The following is a 14,846-nucleotide window of genomic DNA, read 5'->3' on the forward strand; positions in this document are numbered from 1 at the left end:
ATGCTGAGCGGAGGCGCAGCATCTCTCCCGCTTCGTTGCACTACTAATCAGTTAGTCAGCGGGAGAGATGCTTCGGCAAGCTCAGCATGACCGTTCACCTGTCACCACTTACCCTATCACCATGTGGCCTCGACAGGAATCGAACCTGTATCTAAAGTTTAGGAAACCCTTGTTCTATCCGTTGAACTACGAGGCCGGGGCGGTAGCCGCAGTACAAAGCTACGCGGAAAGCGGCGGCGGCCCAAACCCCATGGGCTGGCCTTGGCGTATAGCAGGCACCGGCCCCGTGGTTGCGGGGCCGCTGTGTTATGTATCGTTTATCAGCTGATTTGCATGGGCTTGCTGGATGAGATGCGCGCTGCCCGCCGGGCCGCCGGCATGAGCCGTACCAGCAGCCTTCAGGCCGAGGCCGATGGCCAGCTGCCCGTGCTGCTCCTGGTGCCCGATATCAGCGGCTTTACTCGGTTTATTGAGGAGTCGGGAAGCCCGCGCGCCCCGTTTCTGGTGGCCGATTTGCTGGAGATTCTGATTGAGGCCAACATCCTGGATTTGCGCGTAAACGAGATTCAGGGCGACGCCGTGCTGTTTTACCGCTTGGGGCCGCCACCCACGGCGCGGGAGCTGGTGCGCCAGTGTCGCCGCATCTACCTCGATTTTCAGAACTATCTGCGTCTGGTGGAGCGCGACACCGGCTCGGAGCTGGCCGCGGCCCTGCACGAGCTGGCCCTGACGCTGAAAATCGTGGTGCACTACGGCCGCGTGAGCGTGGCCCAGATTCGGGAACACACCAAGCTAATGGGCCGCGACGTGATTGTGGTGCATCGCCTGCTCAAGAACAACGTAACCGGCTCGGAGTACATTCTGCTGTCGGAAGACTACGCGGCCACCCAGCCGGCGGCCGAGCTGGCCCAGGCCTTTGCCTGGACGCGCCTGCTGCCCGGCTCGGCCTACTACGAGCACCTGGGCGAAATAGCCTACCGCTACGCCCACCTCTCGCCGCTGCGCCTGCTGCTCAACGCCCCCGAAGCCACCACCGACGACGACGTGCCGGGCCGGGGCTGCGCCCTGAAGGTGCGCCGGGCCCTGCGCGTGCCCGCCCCGTACGCCCTGCGGGTACTCGCCAACTTCCGCCTGCGCCCCCGCTGGATGGAAGGCGCCTCAGCCGTGCACTACGACGTAACCAAAGCCGGCCGCCTGGGCACCAGCTACAAAGTCGACATCTTTGGCGGCCAGATTGATTTTCAGGCCGTGCAGCAGTTTGGGGATGAGGATGGGCGCCTGGAGTACGTGGAGAAGATTTCGCACTTCCGCCTGTTTCCTAACGCCTTGCTGTTCTACGTGCTGGAGCCCATCAGCACCCAGGCCTGCCTGCTGACTCTGGAGTTTCGCTACGGCCACGTGGCCAGCGCCCACCGCCTCATCCGCCGCGGCCAGCTCCGCCGCCTCCACCGCTTCCTGGCTCGCTCCCTGCGCCAGCTGGCCGAGTTGGTGGAGAAGAAGTGAAATGGGAAGGAATGTGCGAAATGTGAGAAATGTGGAGAATGTGAGAAATGGATAGTTAGGTAAGAACCTAGCTCCGGAGGGGCGGCATATCGGTAGCAACGGCCGAGATACAAGAATAGAAAACCTCAGCGGGGCGACACCCGGTCGTGCTGACGATGGGTGCCGCCCCGCTGGACGTGTCGTTCTACTGTCTCACTTCTAACCTCTCACTTCTACCTCACGACTTGTACAGCAGCACAATAGCAAACGAAAACGCCACCAGAATCAGGCCGACCATGAAGATGGTGTAGCTGATGCGGAGCAGGCGGTACTTTTTGGCCAGCACGTCACCGAGATAGTAGATGTCGGTAATCATGTTGTTGTAGAGCAGGTCTTTGTTGGCCATCAGCTCGCCCATGCCTTCCTGAAAGGCGTCGAGGCTGAGCTTGGTGAAGTTGCCGAAGAACAGCAGGTTTACGCGGCGGTTGGTGGCTACCTGGGGGCTCTTCTTGAGCCATTTAAAGCTGGTCACGTCGGGCTGGGCCGAGAGGATGGCCGTTACCACCGAGCCCAGGGCCGTGGCCACCAGCAGGGCCATAGGCACCGCCAGGATGGGGTTGCGGGTAAACGTGCTGGCGCCCAGCGTGGAGGTTTTGGCGCCGAAGTAGGTAATCAGCACCGACAGGATAACCGAGTTCAGACTGATCATCATGTTGGCCTTGCTGTCGGCCATCTGCGAGAGGGTGTTGTGGTTGTCGTAGGTGGCCCGAAACATGGTTTCCACCCCGCGCTTGCCCTCGGCAAAGTTGCCGGCTTCTTCCTCCTGCTTCTTTTTCTTCTTTTTCTCGGCCTTCTTCAGCAGCTCCCGTTGGGCCTTGATGTTCTCCTTGAACTGCTCCTTGTACCGCGCCTTGCCGGCCTCCGAGTAGAACTTGATGGACGTGAGAAAGTCCAGCTGCATTTCAGCCCACTCCTCGTTGGAGAAAGTCTTGCCCAGCATTACTTCCCACTCGGTGCGCAGCAGCTCGGCATTGGCAAAGAAATCCTCCCGGCCCATGTGGCTCATGTCGGCGTCGCGCAGCAGGCGTTGCAGGTCGGTTTCCGGCTTCTCGGTGTGGCAGGTGGCCCGAATCAGGTCCTGCACCAGCCGGATACGCTCCTCCGGGTAGCCCTGCTGACGCAGCCAGGTAGCGGCCAGCTCCATGCTGCGGTACTCGTGGCCGGCGTAAGCTTCGGTGTAGCCGGCGTCGTGAAACCAGGCGGCCAGCACCAGCGCCTCCTGGTCGGCCTCAGGCAGGCCGGCGGCCTCGCCCAGGGCCTTGGCCTCTTTCACCACCGTGGCCGTGTGCTTGGGCGAGTGGTACACCAGCTGCCGGGGTAGTTTTTCCTCGAAAAGAGCCGTGATGTAGGCTTTGGCCTGCTTGATAATTTCGGCCTTGGCCGGTTGAAGCGTGATGTTCTCCATGAGGCGGAAATAGAAGAGGAGCCGGCACCCCGCAGGCCGCCGACCGGTGTAAAACGCGAATCCGCAGGCTAGGTTGTAGACGCCGGCAGCTAAACGGTAAGCACCTGGCTGGCGTACGGCAGCGCACCGCTTTTCTTAACCTAGCTTTGGGGTTGGCCGTATGGTGTAAGTTTACTGTATTGCTGGCAACTCTCCTGCTCACGTGCTGGTTTACCTACCTAGCACGTTAGGTATTTTCTCTGCAACCCTTCTTTATGCGAAATCATTTCGTATCCTGCTGCCTGCTGCTGGCTTTGGCCGGCGGTGCCCTACCGGGGGCCCTGGCGCAGCAGAAGACGCAAACTCCCCATCCTGAACGCCCCAACTACCGCAACGGCGGCGAAAACTGGACCCAGCGCCCCGCGCCCGACAGCTCCCGCATCCGCTACTCCATCTTTCTAATCGGCGACGTCGGCAAGCCGGAGTTCGAAGCCAAAGGCGGGGAGCCTTCCCTGAACTACCTGCGCAAGCAAATCCTGGCTGCCGGCGCCAAGAGTGCCACCGTGTATCTCGGCGACAATATCTACGAGTACGGCATGCCTGAGCAGGGCGCCGCCGACCGGAAAGAATCGGAGCGCCGCATTGTGGACCAGCTCAAGGTGCTGCGCAACTACGCCGGCGAGAAGTACATGATTCCCGGCAACCACGACTGGAAGCAGGGCCGGCGCGGTGCCGTGGAGCAGGTAAACCGCCAGCAGCGCTTCGTGGAGGACTACCTGACCAGCGACTCGGCGGCCTTTGCCTACACCGGCGACTTCTTCATCCCGCGCGACGCCTGCCCCGGCCCGTTTGAGGTGCGCCTGCAGGATGATGTGCTGCTGATTGGGGTGAACTCGCAGTGGTTTCTGCAAACCACCGGCGAGCGGCCCTATGGCGCCAACAGCGGCTGCGGCGTAGCCAACGAAACCGACTTCTTTGTACAGCTCGAAGACATTATTCAGCGCAACAAAGACAAGAACATCATGGTGGTGGGCCACCACCCGCTGTTTTCCGACGGCATCCACGGCGGCTACTTCACCCTGGCCGACCACATCTTTCCGCTGTCCATCGTGTTCAAGTACGCCTTCGTGCCGCTGCCGGTCATTGGGTCCATCTACCCGTTTGCCCGCAAGTACGGCGGGGTCAGCCAGGATATTCCGCACCCCCTGTACCAGGCCTACAAGAAGGGGATGATGGAAATCTTCAATAAGTACCCCAACGTCATCTACGCCGCTGGGCACGAGCACAACCTGCAATATTTTAAGTCGGGTGCTACCCACTTCATCGTGAGCGGCTCGGGCTGCAAAACCCAGCACGTGAAGCCCGGCAACGGCGGCGAAGCCACTTTCTCGGACAAGGAGAAGGGCTTTGCCCGCGTGAACTACTACGACAACGGCGAGGTCTGGACCGAGTATTACGTGCCCGAAGGTACCGGCCAAACCGGCCGCCTCGTGTTCCGCACGCCCCTGTACGCCAAGGAAACCCAGCCGGTCGTTCAGCTGGAGCAAACCCAGCAGGTGCGCCGGCCTGGTTTCGGCGACAGCACCATCACCGTGGCACCCAACCTGCGCTACGCCAAGCGCGGCGGCTTGCACCGCGCCGTGTTCGGGCAGCACTACCGCCAGGAGTGGGCCACGCCGGTGAAGTTCCCGGTGCTGGACCTGGCCACCGAGAAGGGCGGCCTCACACCCTACCGCATCGGGGGCGGCAAGCAGACGGCTTCCCTGAAAGTGCGCAACGAAGCGGGCCGCAACTACACCCTGCGCAGCCTCAACAAGGACCCCTCGGCGGTGCTGCCCGAATCCCTGCGCGAAGGCGCCGCCGCCGACATCTTGCAGGACCAGATTTCGGCTCAGCACCCGTACTCGGCCATTGCCATTCCGCCCCTGGCTACCGCGGCCGGCATTCTGCACACCAACCCCGAGCTGCGCTACGTGCCCCAGGACCCGTTGCTGGGTCAGTACCTGGAGCGGTTCGGCAACACGCCCGCCACGCTGGAGGAAGACGCCAAGGACGACCAGAGCGACGTAGCCTCCCTGGGCAACGCCAAGAACCTGGTGGGCACCGACCGGGTGTTTGAGCGCATCACCGAGGACAACGACAACCGCGTTAACGAAAAAGCCTTTGCCCGCACCCGCCTGTTCGATATGTGGATTGGCGACTGGGACCGGCACGAAGACCAGTGGCGCTGGGCCGAGAAGAAGGACAAGGACGGCGACCGGAAATTCACGGCCGTGCCCGAAGACCGTGACGTGGCTTTCTTTAAGGGCGACGGACTGCTGCCTTACCTGGCTTCGCGCAAGTGGGCCATTCGCAACTTCCAGAACTTCGGCGACGACTACGCCGACTGGAAAGGCCTCAACCTGACGGCCCTGGCCAACGACCGGGTGTACCTGGCTTCCGTAACGCAGGAACAGTGGGTGCAGCAGGCTCAGGAGCTGAAAGCCAGCCTGACCGACGAGGTAATTGAAAAAGCTTTCCGGGAGCGGTGGCCCAAGGAGATTTACGACCTGCACGGCCCCGAAATCGTGGCTAAGCTCAAGAAGCGCCGCGACTTGCTGCCCGAGCTGGCCGCCGACTACTACACCTTGCTCAGTGAGGTGACGGAGGTGAAAGGCTCCAAGAAACGCGAGAAGTTTACGGTGGAGCGCCTGCCCGAAGGCAAAACCCGTGTAACGGTGCAGAAAATCAACAAGGAAGGACAGCTGACGAAAACCCTGTTTGACCGCACCTTCGACAATAAAACAACCAAGGAAATCCGCCTCTACGGCTTCGAGGGGCAGGACCGCTACGAGGTAAAGGGTGAAGCCAAGCGCGGCTCGCTGGTGCGCATTATTGCCGGCACCGACCGGGACTCCATCGTGGACCGCTCCAACGTGACGGGCCTGAGCCGCCGCTTGCACGTGTACGACGCCGATACGGGCAACGTCATCGTGCCGGGCCGCGACACCCGCCTGCGCACCGAGCCCGGCATCGACGTGAGCCGCTACGACGTGCACAACCGCTCCGACCGGAAGGACTACACGCTCAACTACCTGGGCCCCACGCTCTACTTCGGCTACAACGTGGACGACCGGCTGTTTTTCGGGGGCGGGCTGGTGTACCGCACCTACGGCTTCCGCAAGGCGCCGTATGCCACCGAGCAGAGCCTGGCCGCCAACTACTCGCCTTCGCAGCGGGCCTACAACGTGCGCTACCTGGGCCATTTTGTGGATGTGTTTGGTAAAACCGACCTGCGCATAACCGGCCAGCTCTACGGGCCCCAGCTGCTCTACAACTTCTTCGGGCTGGGCAACGACACGCGCAACGTGCTGGCCGACAACGAGGGCGCCAGGGCACGCGACATCAACCAGACCTACCGCATCCGGTTCTCGCGCCTGTACGTAGCGCCTATGCTGGAGCGTGACCTGTTCAGCTTCCTCAAGCTGGGCTTCGGGCCCCAGTACGACCAGGTGCGGATTGAGCGCAACCCCATCGGGCGCGAAATTGCGCAAGGCCTCGACGCCAGCAACAACGGCGTGAGCGGGGCGGCCGTGGGCATTCGGGCTTCGGACTTTGGCCTGAACCGCTACGTGGGTGCCCGCGCCTACCTCGACCTTGATGCCAGCTCCTCGCCCAAAAACCCGCGTATCGGGTTGCGCTGGTATAACTCGGCGGAGTACAACCGCCAGCTCAACGATGAAAAGCTGAGCTACGGCCGCCTGGCGTCGGAGGTGCGGTTTTACCTCACCCCCAACTTCCCCTTCCAGCTTACCTGGGCCGGCCGCCTCGGCGCCAACCGCAACCTGGGCGACTACCGCTTCTTCCAGGCCAACACGCTGGGCGGCACTACCAACCTGCGTGGCTACCGCCGCACCCGCTTTGCGGGCCGCTCGTCGGTGTACGCCAACGGTGAGGTGCGCATTCAGCTCTTCACTTTCAACGCCTACCTGGTGCCCGGCAAGTTTGGGGTGCTGGGCCTGGCCGACGCCGCCCGCGTGTACTCCTCCCACGATACCCGCACCGGCCTGCGCGCCTTCCACACGGCCGTGGGCGGTGGCGTGTGGGTCGATATTCTCAAGCAAGCCGTTATCAACGCCACCTATTCCGTGGGCGAAGAAAACCTGGTGTTCGTCGGGTTCGATTTCTTATTTTAACGTGTAGGCAAGCCTACTGTCTTCGCCCCAGCCTCTCCCCGCCGGGAAGTGGTGAGGTGAGCTTCAGCAGGCAGAAGCCCCAGCGGGCCGCACCCCTCGGTCAACCGACAGGGTGTCGTCCTGCTGGGGCTTTGCTGTTTTCCTGCCTGGCAATTGGCAGCCAAAGAGCCGCGTACTGGGCCGCAGAAGGTGAAGCAGCTGAAGGCTTTCCATTTCATTTTCAGGCCGAATGAAAGGGGGCGGCGAACTGTCCGGGGCTTTAGTGGGTTCGGGGGGTGGTAGCTTAGGCTAGCGTGGGTGTTTTGCGCCGCCCCCAAGGATAGAATCAGCCGTCTTTGCTCTCATCTTTTTTCTGAAAAAGACGTTAAGGCTTCACTTGGCGTCTTTTCGCTGGATGACTTGCTTCTGTATTTCCTGATGAACTTCGTTTCCGCTCTACTAAGCCGACGCCGCGGCACAATGGCCGCTTCGGTAGCACTGCTGACGACTGTGGCGGCGCATGGCCAAGACCTGCCGGCCCGCACGCCGGTGTACCCGCCCGCGGCCCCGCTGCCCTCCGATACCACGGCTACTGGCCAGCTAGCCTCAGCCACCAAAGAGTTTGCCAACCCCTCTGTGGTGGGCATGGGCCCCAGCAAAGGCCTTATTTTTCACTATGAGCGTACCGGCCCTTTCCGGGTGAAGAGTGCCACTCAAGGCGACCGGCCCGTGTTTCCGTCCGATTCGCGCAACTACCAGGGCCGCGTGAGCGACAACGACCGGTGGGTGATTAAAGCCTACGCCCCGCTCTGGAACCGGCCCCACCTCAAGATGGTGCTGGGCATCAACTACGAGCGGGAGGAGTTTGAATTTCAGAACCCGCCTACCAACTACTCGCTCTACAACGAGCTGGAAAACCGGGGCCTGAAAACCCTGGGCTCCCAACTGGTGGTGCTGCGCCCCATCGACGAAACCCGCTGGATACTGGGCCGCGTGAAAGGGGAGCTGAACGGGGATTATTCGTCTAATGAGCTGGACCTGAACGACTACCTGCGCATGTCGTACGAGTTTATCTATGGCTGGAAGCGCAGCCCCATGTTTTCGTGGGGTGTGGGCGTGCAAATAGGGTACACGTTTGGGCGGCGCAGCATCTACCCGGCCATCGTCTACAACCGCACCTTTGACAACCGCTGGGGCGTGGAGTCCATTTTTCCGGCCCGCGTAACGGTACGCTACAATGCCTCGCCCCGCTCCCTGTTGTTTGCCGGCTACCAGGTCGATGGTCTCAGCTACCAGATCAGGTTGCGCCAGTCTTTGGCCGGCTCCCCCGACCTGCGAAGCGTAGAGCTGCGCGAAACCGAGGTGAAGTTCCGGGGCCGTTGGGAGCGGGAGATTTACGACTTCCTGTGGTTTGGCCTGGAAGGTGGCTACCGCTACAATCACGCGTTCGACGCCTTCGACCGCCGCAATGGCCGCAGCAAAGTGGTGGATAGCAAGCTGGCCGGCGCTCCTTACGCCAGCCTGGAACTATTTCTGGTGCCGCCCCGCCGCTTCCTGAAAAAAACAGCCGGACAGTAGCTCGTCCTCAGCGTTGGTGGGGCCAGGCCCACACAAAGGCCGCGCAACGGGGTCCGTTGCGCGGCCTTTATGTGGGTTGCGGGGCCAGTGTAGTGTAGTCAGGCCGCTTCCTGTGGTGAGCTTTCAGTGAACATGAATGCGGTGGTATCGGCTTCCAGAGTCGGCTCATCTGCCGGCTCGTCCAGCGTGTTCAGAAACTGGTCGGCTTCCCACAGGTCGGTGAAGTAGCGCACCGGCATGTTCGACTGCTCCACGGCCTGTTCACTATCAAGGCGGTTGGCCGCGGGTAAGTGTACTTCCGCCACCAGCCGCACGCCGGCGCTTACCAGTATCCGCTGCACCTGCACAGTCTGATCAAACAAAAGAGAGTTAGGCTGCTCGTACTCGGACAAGTCGACCAATACCGTAAAATCCGGCTGCACGGCCGATAATGTCTGCTCCCAGTCCGCCAGGAAGTGCGGCAACTCCTGGGCGGTTTGGATGGGGGCGTAGGGCTTGTAGAAGATTCGGTTTCGTTCGGAGTCGGTGCTGAGCTGATACTCAGACCGAAAGGCAATCAGGGCCATACGTGCGTACAAGGCGGCTCAGGCGAGCCGTGGAATAACGACAGCCCGCGGGCCAGCTGCCCACGGAAAAAAGATTGGTTTACGAAGGTTTCACCCAAGAATTGGGCGATTTTGCGAGAAGGTGCCGCTCGTAGACAGCCTGTCCATAATGAAGCGGCTCTTCAAAGCCAGACGTGGCGTCAGGTAGCGGGGCTAAGCTGCTGTGGGCAACCCTACCGGGCTTGCAGCCATTGCATGGCCGAGCCTTCGTCGCCGAACGTGCCCAGGTCGTAGCCCCGGTCGGTAGCGTAGGCAGCCTGCACGCTGGCTTGCAGGGCCGGATCGGTGCGCAGGGCCTCTTCGCGGCTGGGCGACACCAGGTAGGCCAGGCGGGGCCGCTGGGGGGCCAGAGCCGTTACAATCTGGGGCAGCCACTCCTGCGACACCCACCGGGCCACATCGGGCGAGGGGGTGGGGCGGCGGCGCACGTCAATCAGCCACCGCGGGGTGCTGTGTTGCTCCCCGGCATTGAGCAGGGCCGCGTACTCAGCATGCAACAGGCTGGGCGCGGGCTCATCCAGCCAGCGGGCTACAAAGAGGTGCAAGTCGGCGCGGTAAAGGAAAGTAAGCGTTGCGGAATAGTACATGGGGTTTAGGCGAGTCGGGAACCGGCCCTGCAAGCCTCGCGCCAAAAACAACGGGTGCGGGACAAAGCCTGCCCCGCACCCGCGTGCTTGTGGTCAAAGGCCTGAAAGAAAGCTATTTGCGCGACTTTTGTCCCTCTATATTTTTTCGCTTCTCGCTTAGTTTCTTCAAATAGTGGTAGGTGGCAAACTGGGCCCGGACCTGCGGGGCAGCGGGGTCGTCCTGGCCCAGAAAGTGGTTTTGCCAGTCGCGGGACTTCACGTTGTCTTGGCGCTGAATGTCAAGCAGATGGCGCACCTCGGCGCGCAGGTCGTCCTGCAAGATGGGAAAGGCCACTTCCACGCGGCGGTCCAGGTTGCGGGCCATCCAGTCGGAAGAGGCCACGTACACCTTTTCCTCGCCGCCGTTGCCAAACACATACACGCGGGCGTGCTCCAGAAACCGGTCCACAAGGCCGCGCTGACTGATGTTCTCACTCTGCCCTTTCAGGCCCGGCACCGCGCACGAGATACCCCGAATCAGCAGCTCCACCCGCACGCCGGCCTGGCTGGCCTCGTACAGCTTCAGAATCATGGGCTCATCCTGCAAGGCATTCAGTTTGAGAATGATGTAGGCTTCCTTGCCTTTCTGGGCCAGACGGATTTCGTGGTCGATAAGGGCAACAAGCTTGTCGCGCAGCTCAAACGGGGCCACCAGCAGGTACTGGAAGCCGGTTTTGGGCTGCCGGTCGTGGAAGTAGCGAAACACCTCGGCCACCTCGCGGGTCAGGCGCGGGTCACTGGTAAATAAACCGTGGTCGGCGTAGATTTCGCTAGTCTTCTCGTTGAAGTTGCCGGTGCTGAGGTAGGCGTAGAGGCGGTTCTGGTCTTCTTCGCGGCGTGTAATCAGCAGCAGCTTGCTGTGCACTTTCAGCTCGGGGATGCCGTAGATGACGTGGGCGCCGGCCTTTTGCAGCTTCTCGGCCCAGAACATATTGCTCTCCTCGTCGAAGCGGGCCTTCAACTCCACCACCACGGTCACCTGCTTGCCGTTTTTGGCGGCCTTCAGCAGGGCTTTGGCCACCTCACTCTTGCTGGCCACCCGGTACAGCGTAATGCTGATGTTGCTTACCAGCGGGTCCTGGGCCGCCTCCCGAATCAGGCGCGTCACGTAGTCGAATGACTGGTAGGGCAGATGCAGCAGATGGTCGCGCTGGGCAATGGCGGCCAGCAGGCTGTCGCCCTTGCCGCGGGGCAGCGTGGGGTGGGGCAGGGGCGGCATGGGCGCGTACTGCAAGTGCGTGAGGCCCAGGCTCGGGAAACCGAAAAAGTCGCGGAAGTTGTGGTAGCGGCTGCCCTCCACCAGCTCCTCTTTGCTGATGCCGGTTTTGTGCATGATGGCCCGCAGCACCTCTTTGGGCATGGCCGGGTCGTAGAGCAGGCGGGCGGGGTAGCCGGTTTCGCGCTTTTGCAGGCTGCTCTTAATCTTGGTGAGCAGGTTACCCGACACTTCTTCCTGAATATCCAGCTCGGCGTCGCGCGAAATCTTGATGGCGTGCACCTGCACCCGCCGGTACTTCGGAAACAGCTCCTGGGCGCAGCACCGCACCACATCGTCCAGGAACATGACGTATTGTTCCTGCCCCTGGGCCGGCAGCTGCACGAAGCGGCCTCCGTGGCGCTTGGTGGGCAGCTCCATCACCACCACGCGCTCCTCTTCCTGCTTTTTGGGGTTTTCGGGCTCGGTAAGGAAGAAGGTCAGGTACACGCTCTGGTCGCGCAGAAACAGGTGGTGCAGGTTGTCGTCCAGGATAATCGGCGACAATAAGTCCTGCACCCGCTCCCGGAAGTACTGCTGCACCCAGGTCCGCTGCTCGTCGGTCAGGTCGTGCTCCGATATCAGGTGGATGTGCTGGCGGCGCAGCTCCGGCAGAATAGCGTTGCGAAACGTGTCGCCGAACTCCTGCTGCTGCCGGCCTACTTCTTCCAGCAGGTTTTGGAGCTGCTCGGCCGGGTCTTCACCCAGCTTGGCGCGGGTTTTCTTTTTTAGCTTCACGAGGCGGCGCAGCGTGGCCACGCGCACCTTGAAATACTCGTCGAGGTTGGAGCTGAAAATGGCCAGAAACTTCAGGCGCTCCAGCAGCGGCACCTCCGGGTTCTGGGCCTCCTGTAGCACGCGGCGGTTAAAGGCCAGCCAGCTCAGCTCCCGGTTCAGCAGCCGGGGCGGCGCTTGTTGGATTTCTTCCATGGGGGGTGTGTGAATGAGTGGATGAGTAACTGAGTGACTGAGTAAATGGCTTGTTCTTTCATCCTGAGGCGGTAGCCGAAGGACCTTCTTATGCCTGGACGGTTGTCGTTCTGAGGTTTTCGCCCGCAGAGGACGCAGAAGCTTGCGCGGAAGACGCAGAGCTGTTCTGCCACTTGTTGTTCTGTCCTGATAAGGTCTTTGGCTCCGCCTTCCCTCGGTTCGCAGGCTCAGGATGACAGAACAAGCCATGTACTCAGTCACTCAGTTACTCATCCACTCACTTTTTCGGATGGTCGTAGAAGTAGTACTCGGCGTTGTTGCGGTCCAGGTCTCGCCACCGGTCGCACTGAAAGCGGAGGCAGACAATGGCGGCCGTCGTCATGTCGGGGATGGCGCTGGGGGAAAGCAGGTTGGCAAACTCCGTGATGGTGGGGTTGTGGCCCACCAGCAGCACCGAGTCGGCAGCGTCGGGCAGGTTACGCACTACGCTCAGCAGGTCGGGCACGGTGGCTTCGTAGATGGCGTCCACCACCTGAATCCGGTCGTGCGGGTACTCCAGTTCCTTGGCTACCAAGGCAGCCGTGCTCAGGGCCCGCACCGCCGGCGACGACACCAGCAAATCGAGGCGGATGGAACGCTGGGCCAGGGCCTGACCCATGGCGGGGGCGTCGTCGCGGCCCCGGTCGTTGAGCGGCCGCTCTTTGTCGCTCAGGTCGTCGAAGCTCCAGCTCGACTTAGCGTGCCGCATCAGGTATAAGATTTTCATGCACAACGGGAAAACAGATGGCAGCCTCTTTACTGCGCGGCTTCGCAAATGGTTATGCGCAGCTAGGGTAATAAAAAAGACCCGCCAGGACGGCGGGTCTTTTTTGTTGCAGGCGAGGCCTGGATGCAGCCCCAAGCGGACGGCTTATTCTTTCACGAAGCGCTGGTGCGACACGTGTTGCTCGTCGGCAATGCGCAACAGGTACACGCCTTTGGCCAGGTTGCCCACCGGCAGCACGCCGTCTTCGTAGCGAACCTGCTTCACCTCGGCCCCGTGCACGTCAAACACCTGCACCGATACCGTACGGGCGTCGATGCCGGTGGGCACTTCGATGTTCACAACATCGGTAGCCGGGTTCGGGAAGAGGCGGTAGCCCAGGGCTTCGGCCGGGGCCGCGAGGCGCGCACCACCCGTAATGGTAACGGTGTAGTCTTCGGTTTCGCCGTAGCTGTAGGAGTTGCAGCTGGTAGTGCCAGAGTTGTCGCTCATCACCACGCGCAGGCGGGTGGCGCCATTCTTAGCTGTGCTGGGCACCGTGAAGGTGCTGCTGAGCGTGCTGCTGGAGCTGCTGGTGCGGCTGGCTACCAGCTCACCCGAGTCGGTAAAGTCGCCGTCCTGGTTGTAGTCGATGTATACTTTCCAGTACTCGGTGTACGCCGAGGAAGCAAATGCTGCTGAGTAGTTGATGGTCTGCGAAGAGCCCGCGGCTACCGACGTAGATGTGGCCGTGCCGTCGTAGTAACCGGCATCTTTCCCGGAGGTCCGGTCAATGGAGCCCAGCCTCACGTAGTCAATCCACTCGTAGGCCACGTTGCTGCCCTTGGAAGCGCAGTAAGTAACCGGCGTGGGGCCAGGGTTGGGGTTGGGGGTAGTGCCGCCCGGCGCTATGCCACCCTGCGAGGTAAGCAGCGAAGCCCGGGCCCCGCCGCTGGCAAACAGCGCGTTCATGCGCGACGACTGCCCCGTGGAGAACATGTACATGCAGGCGTCGTTGGTGTAGTCCATGTAGTTCATGAACATGTCGCCGTACTGGCCGTTGCCGGTGCAGGAGCTGGTCTTGGGGTAAGAGGGGCAGCCGGTGTTGCTGGTGCGCTGGGTGGGCGTGTCTGCTACTTGGTCGCTGCCGCAGCTGGCATCACCCCAGATATGGCGCAGGTTCAGCCAGTGGCCCACCTCGTGGGTGGCGGTGCGGCCCAGGTCGAAGGGGGCAGCGGCCGAGCCGCCCCGCCCGAAAGCCGAGGTCAGAATCACCACGCCGTCGGTGGCGGCGGTGCCGCCCGGAAACTGGGCGTACCCGAGAATGCTGTTGCTCAGGTTACACACCCAGATGTTCAGGTACTGCCCAGCCGGCCACGCGTCGAGGCCGCCGGAGCTGGACCGTTTCATGGCGTCATTGGTGCTCCAGCTGGTGTTGCTGGTCTGCTTGCGCTGAATGCCGGTGGTGGCATTGCCGTTCGGGTCGCGCTTGGCCAGCACAAACTCCACGCCCACGTCGGCGCTCAGGCCCGCAAAGCCGGCCGGCACCCTGCTGATGTCGGCGTTCTGCTTGCGGAAGTCCTCGTTCAGCACCGCAATCTGCGACTGAATCTGGGCATCCGAAACGTTTTGGGCGGCCGTGTTATAGAGCACGTGCACCACCACCGGAATAGTAACCGTAGCAGCCGTACCCCGGCGCAGCGTGGGGTTGGCCTCTACCTGGCGGGTGTGGTTTTCAACAGCTGCCAAACGCCCGGCCAGGGAAGGATCGGCGGCTATCTGTGCCGCCAGGTTTTCCATCGTGGCGCATTGGCGGACGGTTTGGGCTTGAAGGGAAAGAGAGCCTAAGCTGAGAGCAGCCCAGGTAAAAGCGTAGAATGCTTTCTTCATAGAAAGGAGAATGGATGGTTGTGGAGAAAGAGGACGAAAGGCGCAATCTATTGCAAATATTGCAAATAAAATCCGCTGAGCAACAAATACCGTTAATACGCAGCCTCAACTGGTGTAAACTCAACAATACCATACTACCC

At 61.6% G+C, this 14,846-nt stretch carries 9 protein-coding genes and 1 tRNA gene; 3 read left to right on the forward strand and 7 right to left on the reverse strand.

Annotated features, from left to right (window positions below; genetic code table 11):
- Window positions 1-124 precede the first annotated feature (124 nt).
- Window positions 125-196: transfer RNA gene (locus OIS53_RS16945), tRNA-Arg, on the reverse strand.
- Between the two features lie 137 nt (window positions 197-333).
- Between OIS53_RS16945 and OIS53_RS16950 the strand changes: the two genes are divergently transcribed.
- A complete protein-coding gene (locus OIS53_RS16950; protein ID WP_264679763.1) occupies window positions 334-1,503 on the forward strand; it encodes a DUF2652 domain-containing protein in 1,170 nt (389 codons plus the stop codon).
- A 217-nt stretch (window positions 1,504-1,720) separates the two neighbouring features.
- On the opposite strand, the gene OIS53_RS16955 is transcribed toward OIS53_RS16950, so the two are convergent.
- Window positions 1,721-2,947: a Pycsar system effector family protein gene (locus OIS53_RS16955; RefSeq protein ID WP_264679764.1), complete on the reverse strand. Its 1,227-nt coding sequence runs from the start codon at window positions 2,945-2,947 to the stop codon at window positions 1,721-1,723.
- A gap of 254 nt (window positions 2,948-3,201) precedes the next feature.
- Between OIS53_RS16955 and OIS53_RS16960 the strand changes: the two genes are divergently transcribed.
- On the forward strand, window positions 3,202-7,101 hold the full coding sequence (locus tag OIS53_RS16960; RefSeq protein WP_264679765.1) for a metallophosphoesterase: 3,900 nt from the start codon (window positions 3,202-3,204) through the stop codon (window positions 7,099-7,101).
- A gap of 417 nt (window positions 7,102-7,518) precedes the next feature.
- The gene (locus OIS53_RS16965; protein WP_264679766.1) at window positions 7,519-8,658 is read left to right on the forward strand and encodes a DUF6268 family outer membrane beta-barrel protein; all 1,140 of its coding nucleotides are present in this window, start codon (window positions 7,519-7,521) and stop codon (window positions 8,656-8,658) included.
- A 98-nt stretch (window positions 8,659-8,756) separates the two neighbouring features.
- On the opposite strand, the gene OIS53_RS16970 is transcribed toward OIS53_RS16965, so the two are convergent.
- From OIS53_RS16970 to OIS53_RS20405, 5 genes are all read right to left on the reverse strand, one after another.
- Window positions 8,757-9,224, reverse strand: coding sequence for a hypothetical protein (locus OIS53_RS16970; protein ID WP_264679767.1), 468 nt, complete (start codon window positions 9,222-9,224; stop codon window positions 8,757-8,759).
- Window positions 9,225-9,436: 212 nt separating this feature from the next.
- Window positions 9,437-9,850, reverse strand: a complete 414-nt coding sequence (locus OIS53_RS16975; RefSeq protein WP_264679768.1) for a hypothetical protein — start codon at window positions 9,848-9,850, stop codon at window positions 9,437-9,439.
- 112 nt (window positions 9,851-9,962) lie between these two features.
- On the reverse strand, window positions 9,963-12,074 hold the full coding sequence (ppk1, locus tag OIS53_RS16980; RefSeq protein ID WP_264679769.1) for a polyphosphate kinase 1: 2,112 nt from the start codon (window positions 12,072-12,074) through the stop codon (window positions 9,963-9,965).
- A gap of 277 nt (window positions 12,075-12,351) precedes the next feature.
- Window positions 12,352-12,840 carry a SixA phosphatase family protein gene (locus tag OIS53_RS16985; protein ID WP_264679770.1) on the reverse strand — a complete coding sequence of 163 codons (489 nt, stop codon included), beginning with the start codon at window positions 12,838-12,840 and terminating at the stop codon, window positions 12,352-12,354.
- A 144-nt stretch (window positions 12,841-12,984) separates the two neighbouring features.
- The gene (locus tag OIS53_RS20405) at window positions 12,985-14,706 is read right to left on the reverse strand and encodes a GEVED domain-containing protein (protein ID WP_319805464.1); all 1,722 of its coding nucleotides are present in this window, start codon (window positions 14,704-14,706) and stop codon (window positions 12,985-12,987) included.
- Between the last annotated feature and the right edge of the window lie 140 nt (window positions 14,707-14,846).

The organism is Hymenobacter sp. YIM 151500-1 (assembly GCF_025979885.1).
GTDB lineage: Bacteria > Bacteroidota > Bacteroidia > Cytophagales > Hymenobacteraceae > Hymenobacter.

Excerpts from the sequence above, each read along its gene's own strand:
- OIS53_RS16950 (WP_264679763.1), top strand. The coding sequence starts at position 334 with ATGGGCTTGCTGGATGAGATGCGCGCTGCCCGCCGGGCCGCCGGCATG.
- OIS53_RS16955 (WP_264679764.1), bottom strand. The coding sequence starts at position 2,947 with ATGGAGAACATCACGCTTCAACCGGCCAAGGCCGAAATTATCAAGCAG.
- OIS53_RS16960 (WP_264679765.1), top strand. The coding sequence starts at position 3,202 with ATGCGAAATCATTTCGTATCCTGCTGCCTGCTGCTGGCTTTGGCCGGC.
- OIS53_RS16965 (WP_264679766.1), top strand. The coding sequence starts at position 7,519 with ATGAACTTCGTTTCCGCTCTACTAAGCCGACGCCGCGGCACAATGGCC.
- OIS53_RS16970 (WP_264679767.1), bottom strand. The coding sequence starts at position 9,224 with ATGGCCCTGATTGCCTTTCGGTCTGAGTATCAGCTCAGCACCGACTCC.
- OIS53_RS16975 (WP_264679768.1), bottom strand. The coding sequence starts at position 9,850 with ATGTACTATTCCGCAACGCTTACTTTCCTTTACCGCGCCGACTTGCAC.
- ppk1 (WP_264679769.1), bottom strand. The coding sequence starts at position 12,074 with ATGGAAGAAATCCAACAAGCGCCGCCCCGGCTGCTGAACCGGGAGCTG.
- OIS53_RS16985 (WP_264679770.1), bottom strand. The coding sequence starts at position 12,840 with ATGAAAATCTTATACCTGATGCGGCACGCTAAGTCGAGCTGGAGCTTC.
- OIS53_RS20405 (WP_319805464.1), bottom strand. The coding sequence starts at position 14,706 with ATGAAGAAAGCATTCTACGCTTTTACCTGGGCTGCTCTCAGCTTAGGC.